The organism is Bradyrhizobium sp. USDA 4451, from assembly GCF_054822585.1.
On record NZ_JBTRCH010000001.1, the window covers coordinates 3,113,975 to 3,133,629 of the forward strand.

Consider the following 19,655-nt stretch of genomic DNA (forward strand, 5'->3'; position numbering starts at 1 on the left):
AGAAGCGTTGGGGGAGAGGCATGCGCGGATGTTCTTCCGCGCATGCAAGGTGAGGTGATCAGGCCGCGTCGACCAGGACGAGCTCGGTATCCTCGAGCGCGGTGATCTTCAGCTTGGCCTCGTCGCGGATCGCAGCACCGTCGCGGGCATTGACGCGGACGCCGTTGACCTCGACGCTGCCGGCCGCCGGCACCAGATAGAGGTGACGGGTCTTGTCGGCGGAATATTCCGCGCTCTCGCCGGCCTTCAGCGTGGTGGCGAGCACCCGCGCATTGGCGCGGATCGGCAGCGCATCATTGTCGCCGTCGATCCCGGAAGCGATGGTGACGAGCTTGCCGGAGCGGTCCGCCTTCGGGAACGGCTTGGAGCCCCAGGTCGGGTGACCGCCCTTCGTCGTCGGCTCGATCCAGATCTGGAAGATCTTGGTCTTGGACGGCTCCAGATTGTACTCGGAGTGGCGGATGCCGCTGCCGGCGCTCATCACCTGCACGTCACCGGCTTCGGTGCGTCCCTTGTTGCCGAGCGAGTCCTGATGCGTGATCGCGCCTTCACGGACATAGGTGATGATCTCCATGTTGGCATGCGGATGTGCCGGGAAGCCCGAGTTGGGTGCGATCTCGTCGTCGTTCCACACCCGCAACGCGCCGTGGTTGACATTGGCGGGATCGTAGTAGCTCGCGAACGAGAAGTGGTGCTTGGCCTTCAGCCAGCCGTGGTCGGCGCCGCCAAGTTCTGCGAATGGTTTCAGTTCGATCATGGTCATTCCCCTTGATGTCGGTGTTGAGCGGTAGCCGGGCGTCCACGCTCGGCGTTGGTGTTGCGATCAGGCGCCGAAGCCGCCGTCGACGTTGAGCACGGTGCCGGTCACGAAGGAGGCTTCCGGGCTTGCCAGGAACACGACGCCGGCTGCGACTTCCTCCGGGCGGCCGAAGCGTTGCAGTGCGTGCTGCAAGCGTTGCGTCTCGGCAAACTCGCCGCCGTCCTTCGGGTTCATATCGGTGTCGATCGAGCCGGGCTGCACCACATTCACGGTGATGCCGCGCGGTCCGAGGTCGCGCGCCGCGCCCTTGGTGTAGCCGACGACCGCCGCCTTGCTGGCGACGTAGTCGGCAAGCCCCGGGAACGAGGCGCGATCGGCCAGCATGGAGCCGACGGTGACGATGCGCCCGCCTTCAACCATCAGCTTCGATGCAGCGCGGATCGCGGTGATCACGCCATCGACGTTGATCGCTTCCTGGCGCGCAAGCGTCGCGGTGTCGGCCTTCGGGTCGTCGACCGCGCCGCCGGTTGCGACGCCAGCGTTGTTGACCAGGATGTCGAGCCGGCCAAAATCCTTGGCGACACTTTTCACCAGCTGATCGACGTCGGCTGACGAAGCCTGGTCGGCCTTGTAGGCGCGGGCATTGACGCCCTTGCCCTTCAATTCGGCGACGACGGCTTCCGCCTTCTCGGGAGAGGCGACATAGCTGATCGCGACGTTGGCACCTTCCGCGGCGAGCGCACGGGCGCTGGCGGCCCCGATGCCGCGCGAACCGCCGGTGACGAGAGCAACCTTGCCTGAGAGCTTCTTGGTCATCGGATTTCTCCATCGAGTGGTTTTGATGGCACTTGGATATGCCTCCGGCTGTGGTATAGAAATAGAAACTATCGAAACTCATTGTTTCCAAATTGGATGAGCGGGGACAGCGGCCATGTCGAAACTGCCGGACTTCGAGGCGCTCGCGATCTTCGCAAAAGTCGTGGAACTACGGTCGTTTGCAGCGGCGGCGACCGAGCTCTCGCTGTCCAAGGCTACGGTGTCGAAGGCGGTCAGCCGACTGGAGGAGCGGCTCGGGGCGCGGCTGTTTAACCGCACCTCACGGCGACTGGCGTTGACGGATGCCGGCCAGAAATTGTCGGAGCGCGCCGCGCGGCTGCTGGCCGATGGTGAGGCCGCGGAGAACGAGGCGCTGGCGCAATCGACCACGCCGCGCGGCCTGGTGCGGCTCGCAGTGCCGATGAGCTTCGGCATCAAGACGGTGGCGCCGCTGCTGCCGGAATTCATGGAGGCCTATCCGGAGGTCGCGATCGATCTGCATCTGAGCGACGCCACCGTCGATCTGATCGGCGAAGGCTTTGACGCCGGCCTGCGCATCGCGCGGCTACCGGATTCCTCGCTGATCGCCCGGCGGCTGTGCGGCATGCCGCGCTACACGGTGGCGGCGCCGTCCTACCTGAAGCGCTACGGCCGGCCGACCCATCCGATGCATCTCGCCGAGCACAAATGCTTCGGCTACGCCTACCTCTCCACCCAGGGTGCCTGGCACTACACCAACGCGGCTGGCGAGCAGGCGAGTGTGCGTCCGGCCGGCCAGCTGCGGGTCAACAATGGCGAGGCCGTGATGCCGGCGCTGCTCGCCGGCCTCGGCATCGCCGATCTGCCGGACTTCATCGTCGGCGATGCGATCGCGCGCGGCGAGGTCGAGGTGATCCTGAAAGGCTGGAAGCAGCCCGAGGCTGCCGTCCATCTGGTCACGCCGCCCGGCGGCCCGCGCCCCGCCCGCGTCGAGGTGCTCGCGGATTTCCTCGCCAGCCATTTCGCCAAGGGGAAGAAACGCGGGCCGTAGTACGTCGTGGCGGATCGATCGAAGACCGGTGCCGGGAACTTGGTTCCGGCGCGCGCGGCCTTCACATTTAGTTGTCCGTGCGAACGATCCTTGGCCGCATTCATTTGCGAGGTTGACGCAAATCGCCGCGCGGAACCCGCGCGTGCGTGGACCGAATCAAAACAAGGGCATTGGGCATGCAGAGGCAGCGGATTGTGCTGAGCTTGGCGATCGCGATTGGCGGCGCTGGCGCTATGGCGCCTGCGTTGTCGCAGGAGTATCGCGGCACATGGGAACAGCAGATGGCGTGCACGCCCGACGTAATGCGCTTGTGCAGCGATCAGATTCCCGACACCAACCGGATCGTCGCCTGCCTGCGGCAGAACACGGCGCTGCTCGGCAGTTCGTGCCGTGCGGTGTTCGAGTCGAATGCGCAACAACAGGCGCAAACCCAGGGGCGCGCACCCCGGCCGCAGATGCAGCAGCGGCCGCGCGCGCCGCAGCAGATGCAGCCGGCCCCGGTCACGCCGTCAGGGCCGTCGCCCTATGATGACGAAGACTAGAGCATGATCCGGAAAAGTGCGAAGCGGTTTTCCCTCGCGACAAACGCCAAAGGCGTTTGCGCGGAGATCATGCTCAAACAAGCAGCTAAAGCGCGCTGATGATTCAACCCGATCTCATCGCGCTTTAGGGCGCGGGACTGACTTCCGTCTGGGGCCGGACCTCGCAGACATCGACCCATTCGGCCGATGTCAATTCCGCCATCCGGTCCGGCGTGATGCGCACCGCGCTGTGCGTCGAGCCCGCGGCCGGCACCACGACGTCGAATGCTTTCAGCGACACGTCGCAATAGACCGGCAGCGGCGACTTCAGTCCGAACGGGCAGACCCCGCCGACTTCGTGGCCGGTGATGTCGGCGACCTCGTCGAGGCCGAGCATCTTCGGCTTGCCGCCGAACACGGCCTTCACCTTCTTGTTGTCCATTCGCGACGTGCCGGCGGCGACGATCAGCACCACGCGGTCGCCGACCCGCAGGCTCAGCGTCTTGGCGATCCGCGCCGGCTCGACGCCATAGGCTTCCGCCGCCAGCGCGACGGTCGAGGAGCTCACGGCAGATTCGATCACGGTGATATCGGGCGCCTTCTCGGCGAAGAAGGCGCGGACGGACTCAAGACTCATTCTATTTAGGACCTTGCTATTCAGGACCTCGCAGACACCAGCGCGGGAAGCTCGGAGAGACCGTGGATACGGTGATCGGGCACGACGCCGAGCTCATCCATCTGGGTACGCAGCGCCTTGAACATCGTCAATGGGGCGATCGTCTCGCTTTCGACGCAGGCCAGCGCCATCGCCTCCGGCGTCACCCGTTCGATCCAGGCGACGGTGAGGCCAAACGCCTTGGCGCCACAGGCGTCCCACGGATTGGAGGAAATGAACAGCACCCTCCGCCGGCGGCACCTTCAATACCTCCTCGATCAGCGTGTAGGCTTCGGGCGCCGGCTTGAACATCTGGTGCGCATCGACGCTGATGGTCGCATCGAGCAGCCGGTCGAGCCCCGAATTGCGCACCAGCGCATTCAGCATGTCAGGGCTGCCGTTGGAGAGGATCGCGAGCTTCTTGTCCTTCATCGCCTCGAGCGCGGCGACGGCATCCGGATACAACGCGAGGTGCTGATACTTGTCGATGATGCGAGCGAAGGTCGCTTCGTCATATTGCAGGCCAAGGCTGCGCAGCGTGTAGGCGAGGGAGGCGCGGGTGACGGCGGCGAAATCCTGATAGCGCCGCATCAGCGTGCGCAGCCAGGAATATTCGAGCTGCTTGATGCGCCAGACCTGGGTGATGATGTCGCCATAACCGGGGAACGCATCTTCGGTGATTTCGGCCACCGACTGGATGTCATAGAGCGTGCCGTAGGCATCGAAGACGATTGCCTTGATGGTCATTGTCATTCCCCTTCGTCCCGACCGCCGCGCGATCGGGACGCCGAGGGCGGTGCAGAGACCGCCTTATATACCCAAAATCTTGCGCGCGTTGGCCTTCAGCACCTTGGGACGGATCTCCTCGCGGATGTCGAGCTTGGCGAAGTCGGCAAGCCAGCGGTCCGGCGTGATGACAGGCCAGTCGGAGCCGAACAGCATCTTGTCCTGCAGGATCGAGTTGATGTAGCGCACCAGGATCGGCGGGAAATATTTCGGCGACCAGCCGGACAGGTCGATATAGACGTTCGGCTTGTGGGTCGCGACCGACAGCGCCTCTTCCTGCCAGGGGAAGGAGGGATGCGCGAGGATGATCTTGAGGTCGGGAAAATCCGCCGCGACGTCGTCCATGTACATCGGGTTGGAATATTTCAGCCGCATCCCCATGCCGCCGGGCATGCCCGAGCCGACGCCGGTCTGGCCGGTGTGGAACAGCGCTATCGCGCCGCCGTCATTGATCGCCTCATAGAGCGGATAGGCCATGCGGTCGTTGGCATAGAAGCCCTGCATGGTCGGATGGAATTTGAAGCCGCGGACGCCGTAGTCCTCTATCAGCCTGCGCGCCTCGCGGACGCCGAGCTTGCCCTTGTGCGGGTCGATCGAGACGAACGGAATCAGCACGTCGAGATGATCGGAGGCGACTTCGAGCATCTCGTGATTGTTGTAGCGGCGGAAACCGGTTTCGCGTTCGGCATCGACCGGGAAGATCACGGCGGCGATGTTCTTGGAGCGGTAGTAGGCCGCGGTCTCCGGCACGGTTGGCGGATGCTTGTGCGGCGATTTGAAGTAATCAGCCATCTGCGCCTGGAAGTCGTCATAGCCGTCGTCGCCATGCATGCCGCACGGCTCCTCGGCATGGGTGTGGATGTCGATCGCTGTGACTTTTTCAATGTCGGGCAGTTTGAGCTTGGGCATTCGGCTTCCCCGCGCGGCGTGTTTGTTGGTGATGGAAAATAATTATACTATATAACGATCTGCGCAAGCGCTCTGGCGCCGACGGCGCGAGCGGCCTGAGCCGAATTTGGTCGGCAAGTCCCGTTTGGACGGCGGATGGTGCCTGACACAAAGGCCGCGGGACGATTCGCTGCCGGTGAATACCGTCATCCAGCGTGACCGTCTGGCGGGGCGTTCGTCTGGATCATTGCCGCGGTCGCCATTTCCCAAGCGATCTCAAGAGTGTGGTGGGTCGATCCGTGCAGGTTCCAGGCTCGGACAGGCCTGAAAATCGACCCGTCTCGGTTGACATTTAACGGTCCGATGGCTTAGAACCCGGCCGTCCCGGGCGGAAGGCCGCTTGTCGGGATAAATCCCATTTTGCCAGCTGTTTGGCATCGATCAGGTACGGCCTCCAACACGGGCCTTTCGAAGTAACAGGATTGTCCCATGAAGGTCCGTAACTCGCTGAAGTCGCTGCGCGGCCGCCATCGCAACAACCGTCTGGTCCGTCGCAAGGGCCGCGTCTACGTGATCAACAAGGTCCAGCGCCGCTTCAAGGCGCGCCAGGGCTGATTGCGCGCGGATCGGCGGCTGATCCCGATCCATCCTTCACAGGTCTTTGACGCCGCGCTGCTTTGCAGTGCGGCTTTGTGCGTCTAGACTTCGGCCATGGGATATTTCCTCTCGCTTCCCCACCGCCGGTTCGCGATCCTGATCGCAGCCCTTCTGGCCGGACCTGTTTTGACCTTGCCTGTCGCGGCCGCCGCGCAGGACGATCCGCGGGTGGTCCCGCCGCCGAAAGCGCAGAAGAAACTGCCGGAAGCTCCGACCAAGCTGCCGAAGGTACCGGCCGACCGCACCCGTGGGCTGGATTTCCTGTTCGGCGCGCTGAAGGCAGCACCCGACGAGGACAGCGCCCGCCACGTCGAGGCGCGGATCTGGGCGCTGTGGCTGCAAACCCCGAGCGATACCGCGGCGCTGTTGATGGTACGGGCCAAGGCCGCGCTCGACGCCCAGAATATCGACGTCGCGCTGAAGCTGCTGGATGCCGTGATCAAGCTCCGGCCCGACTATGTCGAGGCCTGGAACCGGCGCGCGACGATCTACTACCTCAAGAACGACTACGTTCGTTCGCTGGGTGACCTACAGCAGGTGTTGACCCGTGAGCCCCGCCATTTCGGCGCGCTGGCGGGCGTCGGCATGATCATGCAGGACATGGGCGACGACAAGCGGGCACTGGACGCCTTCCGCAAGGCGCTGGCGGTTGATCCCTACCTCGAGAAGGTGCCACAGATCGTCAAGCAACTGACCGAGAAGGTCGAGGGCCGCGACATCTGATTGCATGCGATTGATCGCGATCGCGGTCGAATTGCCGCGAGGGGGCACGCGGCTCGCGAGCTTGCTCGCGGTACGGCCCGGCGAGGAGACTAGTGCAGGAGCTTGCCGCGGGACGCGCTGTCCTGGGCGATGGCAGCATAGAATTGCTGAAGCTCCGCCTCCAGGTGCTCATTCACGAGCAACAGGGCTTTCAGGGCGCCGCGCAGGTCGCCGTTACAGCTCGCCACGATCTGGTCGATGGCCGCATCGCTAGGGTCGGAAATCATGGTACTCCTCCGATTACTTCCCGTTGAACTCGTCTTCCCGTTGAACTCGGCGTGCGGACGCCGGGTTCCTGTGAATTCCGTGCAAAAGCCAAGGCCTGTTCCGGTCGCGTCGCAGGTTCGATGAAGCCGCGCGACTGATGGCGAAATTGCCACCAGCAAACGATGGAATTACTAATGACGCAGGGTTGAACCCGCTATCCACAGGCCAAGCGCATTGTGGACAACTGCGTTCTAAGCCCGGCTGAACCTTATCATTAGGCTAAAGGTTGATTGCCCTCGCCCACACGCAGCCGGCTGGGGAAGACATTTTTATGAAATCGATTGTTGCTGCGACGCTTTGCGTCGCATTGGGCGGCTGCGCGTCCGTGACGCGCGGCACCACTGAAACCATTTCCATTGCATCGACACCGGCAGGCGCGACAGCTGATATCGCAGGATTGGATATACCGACCGCCTGCGTCACGCCGTGCGCGATCCAGGCCAAGCGCAACGCCGACATCGTCGTGACGATCAGCAAGGACGGCTATCAATCGCAGATCATTCCCCTGACCAAGGACATCAGCGGATCCGGCGGCGCCGGGTTCGCCGGCAATCTGCTGCTGGGTGGCGTCGTCGGCATGGGCGTCGACGCAGCGACCGGGGCGGCGCTCGATCACAAGCCCAATCCGGTGATTGTGACGTTGCAACCGACGACGCCTCCGCCGCCCCCACCGCGGCCGCCGCGACGTCGGGAGAAGCCCGTCTCGTAAGCGCGAACTTCGCGCGCTGTTGGACTTCGCGCTGCAAAGCGCGCTAGCATTGAAACCGACGCGCATCTCCGCCGTAGCTCCGCGGTGCGCAAGCCCATTCGGATCGTCTTGATGCTCGCTTTGATCGTCGTGCTGGCGGTGGCCGGGCTGGCGCTGGCGACACAGCTCGGCGTTCAGCTGATCCAGCGCGCCTTTCCGCCACACGGCCGCATCATCGAGGTGTCCGGCGCGCGGCTGCATGTGGTCGAGCTCGGGCCGCGCGATGCCGCGGAGCCGCCGATCGTGATGCTGCATGGCGCAAGCTCCAACCTCCGTGCGATGCAGCCGCTCGGCGTCCAGATCGCCAAGGCACGTCGGGTGATCCTGATCGACCGGCCGGGCCATGGCTGGAGCACGCGCAACTGCGTCGCGGATTCGACGCCCGCGATCCAGGGCCGCATGATCGTGGAGGCGCTGACCAAGATCGGCGTCAGCAGGGCGATCGTGGTGGCGCATTCCTGGGCCGGTGCGCTCGCCCTGCGCATCGCGCTCGATCATCCGGACCGCGTCGCGGGCCTCGTGCTGCTCGCCCCCGTCGCCTATCCGTGGCGCGGCGGCGCCGGCCGCTATAATGACGTGATTTCGACGCCGCTGATCGGCCCGTTGCTTGCGCACACGATCACGCTGCCGCTGGGCTGTCTCGTTGCCGATTCGGGCGCGCGCGGCGTGTTCGCGCCGCAGCCGATGCCGGTCGATTTCATCAGCGACAGCGCGACATTGCTCTTGCTGCGCCCGCGCGAGTTCACCGCCAACGCGCGCGATCTGGTCACCTTGAAGGCCGCCGTCGTCGAACAGGCCCCGCGCTACGCGGAGCTCAAGATGCCGGTCACGATCATCTCCGGCGACGTCGACAAGACGGTCTCGACCGGCATCCATTCCCGGCCGCTCGCTGCCACCGCGCCGAACGCTGGGCTGATCGTGCTGCCCGATGTCGGCCACATGGTGCAGTACGCCGCGCCCGATCTGGTGGCATCCGAGATCGAGGCGATGGCCGAGCGGATGACGCCGCAGATGGTGACGGCGCAATAGCGGTCAGCCGTCTTCGAGCCGCGCGAATGTGATCCGGCAAGGCTTGCGCCATCAGGTGGCGCCAAACATCATATGAGCGCGCGGTTCTCCGATTTCATCAAAGGACGCCTCCCATGCGGATCGACAACATCGCCGACCTCATCGCCGAAACCCTTGCCCAGGCCGGCGTGAAGCGCATCTACGGTGTCGTCGGCGACAGCCTCAATGGCCTGACCGAGGCGTTGCGCAGGCGCGGCACGATCGACTGGCTGCATGTGCGCCATGAGGAGGTCGCGGCGTTCGCTGCGGCTGCCGAATCCCAGATCACCGGAGACTTGGCGGTCTGCGCAGGTTCCTGCGGCCCGGGCAATCTGCACCTCATCAACGGCCTGTTCGACGCGCACCGCAGCCGCACGCCGGTGCTGGCGATCGCAGCCCAAATTCCGTCGGCCGAGATCGGCGGCGGCTATTTCCAGGAGACCCATCCGCAGGATCTGTTCCGGGAATGCAGCCATTATTGCGAACTGGTGTCGGATCCGGCGCAGCTGCCCTACATGCTGGAGAACGCGATCCGCTCAGCGGTCGGCAAGCGCGGCGTCGCGGTGCTGGTGCTGCCGGGCGACGTCGCGATGCGGACGGCGCCGAAGCGCGACATCTCGCCGAATGCCGGGCTCTTGCCGCCGGCGCCGGTGGTGCGGCCGGCCGATGCCGAACTGAACGCGCTGGCCGCGCTGCTCAATGGCGCCAGGCGCGTCACGCTGTTCTGCGGCCGTGGCTGCGCCGGCGCGCATGACGGTCTGATCAAGCTCGCCGAGACTCTGAAGAGCCCGATCGTGCACGCGCTCGGCGGCAAGGAATATGTCGAATACGACAATCCCTATGATGTCGGCATGACCGGCTTCATCGGCTTCTCCTCCGGCTACGCCGCGATGCATGGCTGCGACGTGCTGCTGATGCTGGGCACCGATTTCCCCTACAAGCAGTTCTTCCCGACCGGCATCAACATCGCCCAGATCGATATCCGCTCTGAAAATCTCGGTCGCCGCTGCAAGCTCGATCTCGGCCTCGTCGGCGACGTCGGCGAGACCATCGCCGCGCTGTTGCCGAAGCTGACGGTGAAGACCGAGCGCAAGTTTCTCGACGCCAGCATCGCGCATTACAAGGACGCCCGCGCCGGTCTCGACGATCTCGCCCGCGGTAAGCCGGGCTCGAGCCCGATCCATCCGCAATATCTGGCACGGCTACTCAGCGAGCAGGCGACGGAAGATGCCGTGTTCACCGCCGATGTCGGCACGCCGACGATCTGGGCCGCGCGTTATCTGAAAATGAACGGCCGCCGGCGGCTGGTCGGCTCCTGGGTCCACGGCTCGATGGCCAATGCGATGGCGCATGCGATCGGCGCGCAGGCGGCGCAGCCGGGACGGCAGGTGATCTCGATGTCCGGCGACGGCGGCTTTGCCATGTTGATGGGAGATCTGATCACGCTGACCCAGGCCAGGCTGCCGGTGAAGGTCGTGATCTTCAACAACAGCGTGCTCGGCTTCGTCGCGCTGGAGATGAAGGCCGCCGGCTTCATCGAGACCGGGGTCGATCTGAAGAATCCGGATTTCGCGGCGATGGCCCGCGCCATGGGCATTCACGGCGTCAGGGTCCAGGATCCCGGCGAACTCGAAGGCGCGATCCGCGACGTGCTTGCGCACGACGGACCGGCGGTGCTCGACGTCGTGACCGCGACCCAGGAACTGTCGATGCCGCCGACCATTACGCTCGACCAGGTGAAGGGCTTCAGCCTGTGGGTGCTGCGCGCCGTGATGAGCGGCCGCGGCGACGAGGTGGTCGATCTCGCCAAGACCAATCTGTTGCCGCGCTGATCGCTGATTGCGGTAACACGTCCGCCCTGCCATCTGCGCAGGGCGGACGACGTCCGATACCGCCGATTACTGCTTCTGCTTGCCGTCCTTGTCGAACGACGACACGTAGGCCCACAGATTGTTGGCCTCGGTCTCGTTCTTGATGCCGGCGAAGGCCATCTTGGTGCCGGGGATCTTGGCCTTGGGATCCTTGATGTATTCGAGGAAGGTTTCCTTGTTCCAGGTGATGCCGGAGTTCTTGTTGGCATCCGAATAATTGTAGTCCGGCGCGGTACCGGAGTGGCGGCCGTCGAGGCCGTTGAGCTCGGGGCCGACCTTGTTCTTGGCGCCTTCGCCGATCGCATGGCAGGCGAGGCACTTGTTGAACGAGGTCTTGCCGGCAGCGGCATCCTGCGCCAGCGCGGAGGATGCGGTGGCCAGCGATGTGACGACCGCCAGCGCGCTCAAGGTCTTTAGGTTCATGGGGTTCTCTTCGTTTCGTCCCGGGAGGTAGTGTCTGGTTTGTGGCATGTCCGACTTGGACAGGACAAGCCACGAAACTTTGACAGGTTTCATGACCGCCCGCTTGCCCCAGAGAGAACTCGTCCTTGCCGGGTGGGGCAATCCGACCTTCGGCCGGGCCGACTGAAACAGGTGCAGACCTGATTGATTTGTCGTAACAAATCGGCAAAGGGCAAAAGCCCTCCGAGGGAACATTGATGTCCATCATGATGCCGGCGGCCGATCAGGCCGTGCTTGCACGCCGCGCCGAAATCGTGGCCGCCCTGCGCGCAATCGTCTCGGGCGAGGGCGTGATCGACAGCGCCGCCGAGATGCTGGCCTATGAATCCGACGGCCTGACCGCCTATCGGCAGCCACCGATGGTCGTGGTGTTGCCCGATACCACCGAGCAGGTGGCGAAGGTCCTGAAATATTGCCAGCAGCAAGGCATCAAGGTGGTGCCGCGCGGCTCCGGCACCTCGCTGTCCGGCGGGGCGCTGCCGCTTGCGGATGCCGTGCTGCTGGGCCTCGGCAAGTTCAAGCGGATCCGCGAAATTGACTTCGATAACCGTGTGGTTGTCACCGAGCCGGGCGTGACGAATCTGGCGATCAGCCAGGCGGTCGCCCATGCCGGCTTCTATTACGCGCCCGATCCGTCGTCGCAGATCGCCTGCTCGATCGGCGGCAATGTCGCGGAGAATTCCGGCGGCGTGCATTGCCTGAAATACGGCATGACCACCAACAACGTGCTCGGCTGCGAGATCGTGCTGATGAGCGGCGAGATCCTGCGCATCGGCGGCAAATCGGCCGAGAATGCAGGTTACGATGTGATGGGGATCATCACCGGCTCGGAGGGGCTGCTCGGCGTCATCACCGAGATCACCGTGCGCATCCTGCAGAAGCCGGAGACGGCGCGCGCGCTGATGGTCGGCTTCGCCGAGGTGGAAGCGGCCGGCGAATGCGTGGCCGCGATCATCGGTGCCGGCATCATCCCCGGCGGCATGGAGATGATGGACAAGCCCGCGATCCACGCCGCGGAGGCCTTCGTCCATGCCGGCTATCCGCTCGACGTCGAGGCGCTGCTGATCATCGAGCTCGACGGTCCCCAGGTCGAGGTCGACGAGCTGATCAAGCGGGTCGAGGCGATCGCGCAGGGCTGCGGCTCGACCTCCTGCCAGATCTCGACCTCGGAGGCCGAGCGCAATCTGTTCTGGGCCGGCCGCAAGGCGGCCTTCCCCGCGGTTGGACGCATCTCGCCGGATTATCTCTGCATGGACGGCACCATCCCGCGCGGCGCGTTGCCGAAGGCGCTGGCGCGGATCCGCGAACTCTCCGAGAAATACGGCCTCGGCGTCGCCAATGTGTTCCACGCCGGCGACGGCAATCTGCACCCGTTGATCCTCTATGATGCCAACAAGCCCGGCGAGATCGAGAAGGCGGAGGCGTTTGGCGCCGACATCCTGCGCTGCTGCGTCGAGCTCGGCGGCGTGCTCACCGGCGAGCATGGCGTCGGCATCGAGAAGCGCGATTTGATGCCGGAAATGTTCACCGAGATCGACCTCAACCAGCAGCAGCGGCTGAAGTGCGCCTTCGATGCGCAAGGCCTGCTCAACCCCGGCAAGGTGTTTCCGACGCTCCATCGCTGCGCCGAGCTCGGCCGCGTCCATGTCCACGCCGGCAAGCTGGCGTTTCCCGATATCCCGCGGTTTTAGTACCGCCGTAGCAGTCCGCTCGCGGCGCTCGCATCGCCATATGCAGCACAGGCCCTGTCGGGGTCTGCGATCAGCTCCGCTCGGACTTGCCTGAACGTCTTGCTGGCCGCTGCGGATACTTCGGAGCGGAATTGGCGCGGATCGTAGTCATTGCCGTCGTGGGCCTTGATGGCGGCGTCGAAGGCATTGATCATGGCCATCGCGGCGTTGGGGCTGCCGAGCAGTCTGGCGCCGAGTTGAACGCCCCCGGCACCATCGGTCTCATAGCCGGTGCATCGTTGTTCGAGCACCGCGGCCGCGGTCGCCAGCTGCTCGAGGAACGCCGCCTCGGCGTCGGTGAGCACGGCGGCACGCGCCTGTCCTGCCGCGATCGTCGCGAGCAGCGCGACGGCTGTCAGCCTGATTTTCACGGTGGATCTCCCTGCAGACGTCGAGGCCGGTCGTTACAATTCGACCGATCGTGCTAGCCAGCCGATAACCTTAACCGATGGTTGCGGCGCCATTGGCCAAGCGGCCGCCGCCGCATGCTGCGCAATAGCAGCGCGAACCCGTTTACATGGCCTTCAACTGTTGCTCGGTATTTTCCGGATATGCATGTCTTCGGCGACACCTCGATGCCCAGCATGGCCGATCGGCTGGCGCTTGCGCGCAATCGGCCCGCGGGCTTCGATTACATGCGGATCGTGCTGGCGGCGTCGATCATCGGCCTGCACAGCACCAACGTGACGCTCGGGCTCGGCCGGGCGCTGGAAATCCAGAGCACACTTCGAATCGGCGTCGCGATGATCCTCACGCTGTTCTTTGCGCTGAGCGGCTTCCTGGTGACGGCGAGCCTGCTCCGGTGCAAGAGCCTGATTTCGTTCCTCGGCCTGCGCCTGCTGCGGATCGCCCCCGCACTCGCGGTCGAGACCACGCTGTCGGCCGTCATCATCGGTCCGGCGTTCACCGAACTGCCGCTGGCGCAGTACTTCGCGGATCCGAAATTCCACGCCTATTTCCTCAATATCGTCGGCGACATCCATTACGAGCTGCCGGGCCTGTTCCTGCACAATCCGCTGCCGGAGCTGGTGAATTCCCAGCTCTGGACCGTGCCGTACGAATTATGGTGCTACGTCATCCTGGCGCTGCTTGCGGTCACCACGATCTGCTTCAACCGGGTGGCGTATCTCGTGTTCATGGTGATCGCGCAGATCGCTCTGGTCGGCTACGACATCGCGCGCTGGGACGAGGTGCCGATCCAGCTTCGCCCGCATCTTCTGGTGTTCTGCTTCCTTGCCGGCGTCGGGTTCTACCTCTGGCGCGACAAGGTGCCGGTCCACCGGACCTTGTGCCTGTTCGCGCTGGTGCTGTGCGCCGCCGCCTTGGCGACCGGACGCGGCGACGCGCTGGCGCCGGTGCCGGCCGCCTATATCGCCTGCTATTTCGGCGTGATGAACCCGCGGCGGAGCTGGATCGTCTCGTCGGGCGATTACTCCTACGGGCTCTATCTCTACGGCTTCGTCATTCAGCAATGCGTCGCCGCGTTCGGCCCGCCGGTGCAGCACTGGTATCTGAACGTCCTGATCAGCCTACCGCTCGCCTTCGGTGTTGCGGTGGCATCCTGGCATCTCGTCGAGAAGCATGCGCTTCGGCTTCGTGGCCGGGTCGAGATGTTCGAGACCGTGGCGCTGTCGCGGATTTCGATCGTCGGCTTCTGGCGCAAATCGCACGACCAGGCCGAACGAGAGGCTGTCGTCCAGCCCGGGCCGATCAATCCAGTTCGACCGATCGTCCTTCCGGCCGGTAACTCCTAACTATTGCTTGATGCTAATCCGGTGACGCATCACTTGGATTGCGCTCGTCCGCATCTGCACGCTTTGCGTTTATACCTTGTTAGCTTGTTTCTGGATAGTTGCTGATGGATTAGTTGTTTTGGAAGCGCAATGCAACCTGTGTTCAGTCTGGCCGATCAGTTAGCTCTTTCGCGCTGTCGGCCCGCGGGCTTCGACTATCTGCGAATCGCGCTGGCGGCCACCATCATCTGCCTGCACAGCGCGAACGTCGTCTTTGGCACCGACCGGGCGATGGAGATCCTGGGACATATCCGCATCGGGTCCGCAATGGTCCTTGCGCTCTTCTTCGCCTTGAGCGGGTTTCTGGTGACTGCGAGTTTGCTGAGGTGCAAGAGCCTGATTTCATTTCTCGGCCTGCGCGTGCTTCGCATTTTGCCCGCACTTGCAGTCGAGACGACACTCTCGGCTATCATCATCGGCCCGATCTCCACTGTGCTTCCGCTCGCGCAGTATGTCGCCGACCCGAAGTTTTATGCCTATTTTCACAATATCATCGGCGACATCCACTATGAGCTTCCGGGCGTCTTCCTGCGCAATCCGGTACCTTTTGCGGTGAATGCGCAGCTTTGGACGGTTCCGTACGAGCTGTGGTGCTACGTGATCCTGGCACTGCTCGCCGTGACCACGATCTGCTTCAACAGGGTACTTTATCTGGTGTTTCTGGTGCTCGCCCAGATCGGTTTCGCCTACCACGATATCTACCATTCGGACCTACAATATCTTCATCTTCGTCCGTCGCTGCTCGTGTTCTGCTTCCTTACGGGTGTCGGCTTCTATCTCTGGCGCGACAAGGTCCCATTCAACCGCACCGCGTTCCTGTTCGCGTTGACGCTGTGCGCGGCCGGGATGGCCACTGGATACACCGATGCGTTCATTGTTGGACCCACCGCCTATGTCGCGTGCTATCTCGGGCTCATGAATCCGCGGCGAAGCTGGATCGTGTCCGGCGACTACTCGTACGGGATGTATCTCTACGGAGTCGTCGTCCAGCAGTGCGTTGCTGCGGTGGGTGCTCCGGTTCAGCATTGGTATCTGAACATCCTGATCAGCCTGCCGATTGCCCTCGGCGTCGCGTTCGTGTCCTGGCATCTCGTCGAGAAGCCTGCGCTTCGCCTCAGGGCGCAGGTCGAACAGATCGAGGCGGCGGTGCTCTCCCGGATTTCGATCGCAACCTTCTGGCGCAAATCGCCCGAGCGTATCGAGTTGGATCCGACGCTCGGCAGCAGCCGCGCGCCGGTCTGACATTGCACCGCAGGGGAGGACCTGCGTCACAAGCCCTCCCGCGGCGCCGTGGGTCACAGCAGCGCGTATTGCGTCCGCTCGCGCTTGGCGAGCAGCGGCAGGGCCTGCTCGGCAATGTAGGTCTTGAAGTAGGCGCTCTCCGCATGCGCCTTGAATGCCGCCTCGTCCTGGAACAATTCGTAGAACAGGAATTGCGCCGGGTTGTCCTTGCCGCGGCCGATCAGGAACAGCTTGGTGCCGGGGTCTTTCTGCGCCTCGGGCAGGAAGCCGTCGAGAATTGCCGCAACCTTGTCGGCCTGTCCTTCCTTGGCTTCCCATTGCGCCACCACCAAGAGGCCGGCGGTGTTGATTGCATCGCTGATGGTTCGTGTGCTCATCGCATAGTGCTTCATTGGCAGTCCTCCGTTGCTTTGCTCCGATCGAGCTTGCGACGCGGCCCACGGCGAAATGCCGGCGATCGCCATGATCGCGGCGAACCAGCCGATGGCCGATCGTCGGGTAGGCATCATCGCCGTGGTGGTGACTTGCGAACGTTTCATGATCGCCTCCAGTTGATCCGCGCCAACCGGCTTGCCGGGGCCGCAACCCGAGAGATAGGGGATCGCTCGGCGAACCCGGTTCGGTGACGGTCGAATTGTCGATGTCGTGAAAAGAGTTCGACGATGACCGAAGTGTCGCGGCAGGAGAGGGGGGCACGCCGATCCCGCAACCGCCGGCCAAGCCCGGCTCGAGCCGTTCAGTTCCGGCATCGCCAAGGTGGAGACGTCAGGCGCGGCGAATTCCTGAGCTGGCGGGACGTTCCGGGCGGGGCCGGCTCGGCGGCCGTTCCGCGGCGGAAGGCAGTTACCCTGCCGTCCCGTCGCGATCACTCGTCGCATTCAGAGGCCTGCTCGGCACGCGCATTTGATTTTGGAGTCAAATTTCGATACCGCCTAGCGCGTGGAAACGCTCAGGGTCAGAGACGGCAAGGACGTCGAAGAGGTGGTGCGCGCGGCTGTCGCCAGCGAGCAGCCGCTCGAGGTCATCGGACATGGATCGAAGCGCGCCATCGGCCATCCGATGGCGACCAATGCGGTGCTCGACGTCTCCGTGCTGAACGCGGTCACCGCCTATGAGCCGAACGAACTGATCATCACCGTCGGGGCCGGCGCGCCGCTCGCCGACGTGCAATCCCTGATCGACGCCAAGAACCAGCAATTCGCCTTCGAGCCGATGGATACGTCCGCGCTGCTGGGCAGCGCGGGAGCCGGCACGATCGGCGGCATGATCGGTGCCGGCCTTGCGGGTCCGCGCCGCATCAAGGCCGGTGGGATCAGGGACCATCTGCTCGGGGCGCACGCGGTGTCCGGGTTCGGCGACAGTTTCAAGACCGGTGGGCGGGTGGTGAAGAACGTCACCGGCTATGATCTCTGCAAGCTGCTCACCGGTTCCTGGGGCACGCTCGCGGTCATGACCGAGGTGACGCTGAAGGTGATGCCGAAGCCGGAAGCCGAGCGGACGCTGCTGCTGCGCTCGCTCGACGACGTCACCGCCAACAAGGCGATGACGGCGGCGCTGGGGTCGCCCTTCGACGTCTCCGGCGCGGCGCATCTGCCCGGCTCAGTGCTGCGCTCCGGAACCGGCGCGCTCGCGGTCCTCGCAGCTGCCGGCCAGGCCGTCACGCTGGTGCGGCTCGAGGGGATTGCGGCGTCGGCGGCGCACCGGGCGGCTTCGCTCACGCAGGCGCTCTCGTCCTACGGGGCGGTCGACGTCCTCGCCGACGAGACCTCGGTTTCGATCTGGAGCGCACTGCGCGACGTGGAGCCATTCGCGGCCAGCGGCGCACTCGGCGCCTGGCCGGTGTGGCGCATCGTTTGCCCGCCGGCCATCGGCGGCGCGCTCGGAGAGGGGCTGACGCGCTCGACCGGCGGCGAGGTGATCTACGATTGGGGGGGCGGCCTGATCTGGGCCGCCGTGCCGCCGAGCGCCGACGCGCAGGCCGCGCTGGTCCGGGGCCAGGTCGAGGCGACCGGCGGGCACGCCAGCCTGATCCGCGCCACCGAGGATGTGCGCCGTGCGGTCGATGTGTTCCAGCCGCAGGCGGCCGGGCTTGCCGCGCTCGGCGAACGCATCAGGGCGAGTTTCGATCCGAGGTCGATCCTCAACCGCGGCCGGATGACGCGAGGCAGGGCTGCATGAAGACTGAATTCTCCCTGGCGCAGCTTGCCGATCCCGACATCAAGGAAGCCGACAAGATCCTGCGCGCCTGCGTGCATTGCGGTTTCTGCACCGCGACCTGCCCGACCTATGTCCTGCTCGGCGACGAGCTGGATAGCCCGCGCGGCCGCATCTACCTGATCAAGGAGATGCTGGAAAAGGACAAGCCGCCGACACCTGAGGTGGTCAAGCATATCGACCGCTGCCTGTCGTGCCTCGCCTGCATGACCACCTGTCCGTCGGGCGTGAACTACATGCACCTCGTCGACCAGGCCCGGGTCAGGATCGAGCGCGACTACCAGCGGCCGCTGACCGAGCGGCTGCTGCGGTCGGTGCTCGCCTTCGTGCTGCCGCGGCCCGGCATGTTCCGGATCAGCATGATTCTGGCGAGGCTTGCCCGTCCGTTCGCAGCCCTGCTGCCGACGCCGTCGGTCGGTGCGTCGAACCCGGGTCTGCTGCGGCGGATCAAGGCGATGCTGGCGCTCGCGCCGCACGGCCTGCCGCAGCCGGGGCCGTCTGCCGGAACCGTGTTTGCGCCGATCGGCCGGCGTCGGGGCCGGGTTGCGCTGCTGCAGGGCTGCGCGCAACAGGTGCTGGCGCCACGCATCAATCAGGCCGCGATCAGCGTGCTGACCCGGCATGGCGTCGAGGTGGTGCTGGTCAAGGACGAGCAATGCTGCGGCGCGTTGACCCATCACATGGGGCAAGACGACGACGCATTGGCGCGCGCGCGGGCCAACGTCACGGTGTGGCAAAGGGAAGCGGACACCGAAGGGCTCGACGCGATTCTGGTGACGACCTCGGGCTGTGGGACAGTTGTCAAAGACTACGGCTACCTGCTGCGCGAGGACAAAACATTCGCGGAGCCGGCCAGGCGAATCTCGGCGCTGACCAAGGATATCACCGAGTATCTCGCGGGCCTCGAGCTCGTGCCTTCAACGCAGAAAGGCGACATCACCGTCGCCTATCACTCGGCTTGTTCGTTGCAGCATGGACAGAAAATCACTCAACTTCCGAAAGAATTGCTTTCCAAGAATGGATTCGTGGTGAAAGATGTACCCGAGAGCCATTTGTGTTGCGGTTCGGCGGGGACCTACAACATTCTCCAGCCCGACATTGCGAGCAGATTGCGCGATCGCAAGGTCGCCAATATTGCGCTTGTCAAACCGGACATGATCGCTGCGGGCAATATTGGCTGCATGGTTCAGATTGCCGGCGGTACGTCAGTTCCTGTGGTGCACACGATTGAGCTTCTCGATTGGGCGACAGGAGGTCCCCGGCCAGGATTGAATTGATCGACTGCCACTCGAGCATGATCCGGACCTCAGCCTTGCCCTGACGCAATTTGTCTGACGCAATCTGAAGGACCGGCGCTTCCTCAGCCACAGACGCGAAGCGATCGCGCGGCCATCATGCCCGACAAG

General features: G+C 64.3%; 20 protein-coding genes and 1 pseudogene. 12 read left to right on the forward strand and 9 right to left on the reverse strand.

Going from position 1 to position 19,655, the window contains the following annotated elements:
• Window positions 1–58: 58 nt before the first annotated feature.
• Together ACVMB0_RS14385 and ACVMB0_RS14390 are read right to left on the reverse strand one after the other, a co-directional pair.
• Complete coding sequence (locus tag ACVMB0_RS14385; protein WP_456750216.1) at window positions 59–757, reverse strand: pirin family protein; 699 nt, start codon at window positions 755–757, stop codon at window positions 59–61.
• Window positions 758–823: 66 nt separating this feature from the next.
• Window positions 824–1,576, reverse strand: coding sequence for an SDR family NAD(P)-dependent oxidoreductase (locus tag ACVMB0_RS14390; RefSeq protein WP_456750215.1), 753 nt, complete (start codon window positions 1,574–1,576; stop codon window positions 824–826).
• A gap of 115 nt (window positions 1,577–1,691) precedes the next feature.
• On the opposite strand from ACVMB0_RS14390, the gene ACVMB0_RS14395 reads away from it, so the two are divergent.
• Window positions 1,692–2,606, forward strand: a complete 915-nt coding sequence (locus tag ACVMB0_RS14395) for a LysR family transcriptional regulator (protein WP_461346677.1) — start codon at window positions 1,692–1,694, stop codon at window positions 2,604–2,606.
• A gap of 194 nt (window positions 2,607–2,800) precedes the next feature.
• Window positions 2,801–3,148, forward strand: coding sequence for a hypothetical protein (locus ACVMB0_RS14400; RefSeq protein WP_461349652.1), 348 nt, complete (start codon window positions 2,801–2,803; stop codon window positions 3,146–3,148).
• Window positions 3,149–3,272: 124 nt separating this feature from the next.
• Here ACVMB0_RS14400 and ACVMB0_RS14405 read toward each other — a convergent pair whose 3' ends face one another.
• The 3 genes and pseudogenes from ACVMB0_RS14405 to ACVMB0_RS14415 form a co-directional block, all read right to left on the reverse strand.
• Entirely contained in the window at window positions 3,273–3,764 is a 492-nt protein-coding gene (locus tag ACVMB0_RS14405) for a YbaK/EbsC family protein (RefSeq protein WP_461346678.1), read from the reverse strand.
• 20 nt (window positions 3,765–3,784) lie between these two features.
• A pseudogene (locus tag ACVMB0_RS14410) lies at window positions 3,785–4,529 on the reverse strand (haloacid dehalogenase type II).
• 63 nt (window positions 4,530–4,592) lie between these two features.
• Window positions 4,593–5,477, reverse strand: coding sequence for an amidohydrolase family protein (locus tag ACVMB0_RS14415; RefSeq protein ID WP_461346679.1), 885 nt, complete (start codon window positions 5,475–5,477; stop codon window positions 4,593–4,595).
• Between the two features lie 468 nt (window positions 5,478–5,945).
• Here ACVMB0_RS14415 and ykgO point away from each other — a divergent pair, with 468 nt between their 5' ends.
• Together ykgO and ACVMB0_RS14425 are read left to right on the forward strand one after the other, a co-directional pair.
• The gene (ykgO, locus tag ACVMB0_RS14420; RefSeq protein ID WP_002718645.1) at window positions 5,946–6,071 is read left to right on the forward strand and encodes a type B 50S ribosomal protein L36; all 126 of its coding nucleotides are present in this window, start codon (window positions 5,946–5,948) and stop codon (window positions 6,069–6,071) included.
• 96 nt (window positions 6,072–6,167) lie between these two features.
• A complete protein-coding gene (locus tag ACVMB0_RS14425) occupies window positions 6,168–6,836 on the forward strand; it encodes a tetratricopeptide repeat protein (protein WP_461346680.1) in 669 nt (222 codons plus the stop codon).
• Between the two features lie 89 nt (window positions 6,837–6,925).
• On the opposite strand, the gene ACVMB0_RS14430 is transcribed toward ACVMB0_RS14425, so the two are convergent.
• Window positions 6,926–7,102, reverse strand: coding sequence for a hypothetical protein (locus tag ACVMB0_RS14430; protein ID WP_456750208.1), 177 nt, complete (start codon window positions 7,100–7,102; stop codon window positions 6,926–6,928).
• A gap of 311 nt (window positions 7,103–7,413) precedes the next feature.
• Between ACVMB0_RS14430 and ACVMB0_RS14435 the strand changes: the two genes are divergently transcribed.
• From ACVMB0_RS14435 to poxB, 3 genes are all read left to right on the forward strand, one after another.
• Entirely contained in the window at window positions 7,414–7,851 is a 438-nt protein-coding gene (locus ACVMB0_RS14435) for a peptidase associated/transthyretin-like domain-containing protein (protein WP_456750207.1), read from the forward strand.
• Between the two features lie 111 nt (window positions 7,852–7,962).
• Window positions 7,963–8,919, forward strand: coding sequence for an alpha/beta fold hydrolase (locus ACVMB0_RS14440; RefSeq protein ID WP_461346681.1), 957 nt, complete (start codon window positions 7,963–7,965; stop codon window positions 8,917–8,919).
• 113 nt (window positions 8,920–9,032) lie between these two features.
• Window positions 9,033–10,769, forward strand: coding sequence for a ubiquinone-dependent pyruvate dehydrogenase (gene poxB, locus ACVMB0_RS14445; protein ID WP_461346682.1), 1,737 nt, complete (start codon window positions 9,033–9,035; stop codon window positions 10,767–10,769).
• A 66-nt stretch (window positions 10,770–10,835) separates the two neighbouring features.
• Here poxB and cycA read toward each other — a convergent pair whose 3' ends face one another.
• Complete coding sequence (cycA, locus tag ACVMB0_RS14450) at window positions 10,836–11,231, reverse strand: cytochrome c-550 CycA (protein WP_173638599.1); 396 nt, start codon at window positions 11,229–11,231, stop codon at window positions 10,836–10,838.
• A gap of 236 nt (window positions 11,232–11,467) precedes the next feature.
• Here cycA and ACVMB0_RS14455 point away from each other — a divergent pair, with 236 nt between their 5' ends.
• Entirely contained in the window at window positions 11,468–12,961 is a 1,494-nt protein-coding gene (locus tag ACVMB0_RS14455; protein ID WP_461346683.1) for an FAD-linked oxidase C-terminal domain-containing protein, read from the forward strand.
• On the opposite strand, the gene ACVMB0_RS14460 is transcribed toward ACVMB0_RS14455, so the two are convergent.
• On the reverse strand, window positions 12,958–13,371 hold the full coding sequence (locus ACVMB0_RS14460; RefSeq protein WP_461346684.1) for a hypothetical protein: 414 nt from the start codon (window positions 13,369–13,371) through the stop codon (window positions 12,958–12,960). The two genes, ACVMB0_RS14455 and ACVMB0_RS14460, sit on opposite strands and share 4 nt — an antisense overlap.
• Before the next feature lie 213 nt (window positions 13,372–13,584).
• On the opposite strand from ACVMB0_RS14460, the gene ACVMB0_RS14465 reads away from it, so the two are divergent.
• Together ACVMB0_RS14465 and ACVMB0_RS14470 are read left to right on the forward strand one after the other, a co-directional pair.
• Window positions 13,585–14,754, forward strand: a complete 1,170-nt coding sequence (locus ACVMB0_RS14465) for an acyltransferase family protein (protein WP_461346685.1) — start codon at window positions 13,585–13,587, stop codon at window positions 14,752–14,754.
• 129 nt (window positions 14,755–14,883) lie between these two features.
• The gene (locus ACVMB0_RS14470; RefSeq protein WP_461346686.1) at window positions 14,884–16,035 is read left to right on the forward strand and encodes an acyltransferase family protein; all 1,152 of its coding nucleotides are present in this window, start codon (window positions 14,884–14,886) and stop codon (window positions 16,033–16,035) included.
• 53 nt (window positions 16,036–16,088) lie between these two features.
• Here the strand turns inward: ACVMB0_RS14470 and ACVMB0_RS14475 are convergent, their stop codons facing one another.
• Window positions 16,089–16,574, reverse strand: coding sequence for a putative quinol monooxygenase (locus ACVMB0_RS14475; protein ID WP_461346687.1), 486 nt, complete (start codon window positions 16,572–16,574; stop codon window positions 16,089–16,091).
• A gap of 400 nt (window positions 16,575–16,974) precedes the next feature.
• On the opposite strand from ACVMB0_RS14475, the gene ACVMB0_RS14480 reads away from it, so the two are divergent.
• Entirely contained in the window at window positions 16,975–18,213 is a 1,239-nt protein-coding gene (locus ACVMB0_RS14480) for an FAD-binding protein (RefSeq protein ID WP_461346688.1), read from the forward strand.
• The gene (gene glcF / locus ACVMB0_RS14485; protein ID WP_461346689.1) at window positions 18,210–19,526 is read left to right on the forward strand and encodes a glycolate oxidase subunit GlcF; all 1,317 of its coding nucleotides are present in this window, start codon (window positions 18,210–18,212) and stop codon (window positions 19,524–19,526) included. The genes ACVMB0_RS14480 and glcF overlap by 4 nt, the downstream gene beginning before the upstream one ends.
• Window positions 19,527–19,655: the final 129 nt, after the last annotated feature.

Coding starts and splice junctions, on each gene's coding strand:
- ACVMB0_RS14390 (WP_456750215.1), bottom strand. CDS start 1,576: ATGACCAAGAAGCTCTCAGGCAAGGTTGCTCTCGTCACCGGCGGTTCG.
- poxB (WP_461346682.1), top strand. CDS start 9,033: ATGCGGATCGACAACATCGCCGACCTCATCGCCGAAACCCTTGCCCAG.
- ACVMB0_RS14385 (WP_456750216.1), bottom strand. CDS start 757: ATGATCGAACTGAAACCATTCGCAGAACTTGGCGGCGCCGACCACGGC.
- ACVMB0_RS14475 (WP_461346687.1), bottom strand. CDS start 16,574: ATGAAACGTTCGCAAGTCACCACCACGGCGATGATGCCTACCCGACGA.
- ACVMB0_RS14440 (WP_461346681.1), top strand. CDS start 7,963: ATGCTCGCTTTGATCGTCGTGCTGGCGGTGGCCGGGCTGGCGCTGGCG.
- ACVMB0_RS14425 (WP_461346680.1), top strand. CDS start 6,168: ATGGGATATTTCCTCTCGCTTCCCCACCGCCGGTTCGCGATCCTGATC.
- ACVMB0_RS14455 (WP_461346683.1), top strand. CDS start 11,468: ATGTCCATCATGATGCCGGCGGCCGATCAGGCCGTGCTTGCACGCCGC.
- ACVMB0_RS14465 (WP_461346685.1), top strand. CDS start 13,585: ATGGCCGATCGGCTGGCGCTTGCGCGCAATCGGCCCGCGGGCTTCGAT.
- ACVMB0_RS14430 (WP_456750208.1), bottom strand. CDS start 7,102: ATGATTTCCGACCCTAGCGATGCGGCCATCGACCAGATCGTGGCGAGC.
- glcF (WP_461346689.1), top strand. CDS start 18,210: ATGAAGACTGAATTCTCCCTGGCGCAGCTTGCCGATCCCGACATCAAG.
- ACVMB0_RS14405 (WP_461346678.1), bottom strand. CDS start 3,764: ATGAGTCTTGAGTCCGTCCGCGCCTTCTTCGCCGAGAAGGCGCCCGAT.
- cycA (WP_173638599.1), bottom strand. CDS start 11,231: ATGAACCTAAAGACCTTGAGCGCGCTGGCGGTCGTCACATCGCTGGCC.
- ACVMB0_RS14395 (WP_461346677.1), top strand. CDS start 1,692: ATGTCGAAACTGCCGGACTTCGAGGCGCTCGCGATCTTCGCAAAAGTC.
- ACVMB0_RS14470 (WP_461346686.1), top strand. CDS start 14,884: ATGCAACCTGTGTTCAGTCTGGCCGATCAGTTAGCTCTTTCGCGCTGT.
- ACVMB0_RS14435 (WP_456750207.1), top strand. CDS start 7,414: ATGAAATCGATTGTTGCTGCGACGCTTTGCGTCGCATTGGGCGGCTGC.
- ACVMB0_RS14415 (WP_461346679.1), bottom strand. CDS start 5,477: ATGCCCAAGCTCAAACTGCCCGACATTGAAAAAGTCACAGCGATCGAC.
- ykgO (WP_002718645.1), top strand. CDS start 5,946: ATGAAGGTCCGTAACTCGCTGAAGTCGCTGCGCGGCCGCCATCGCAAC.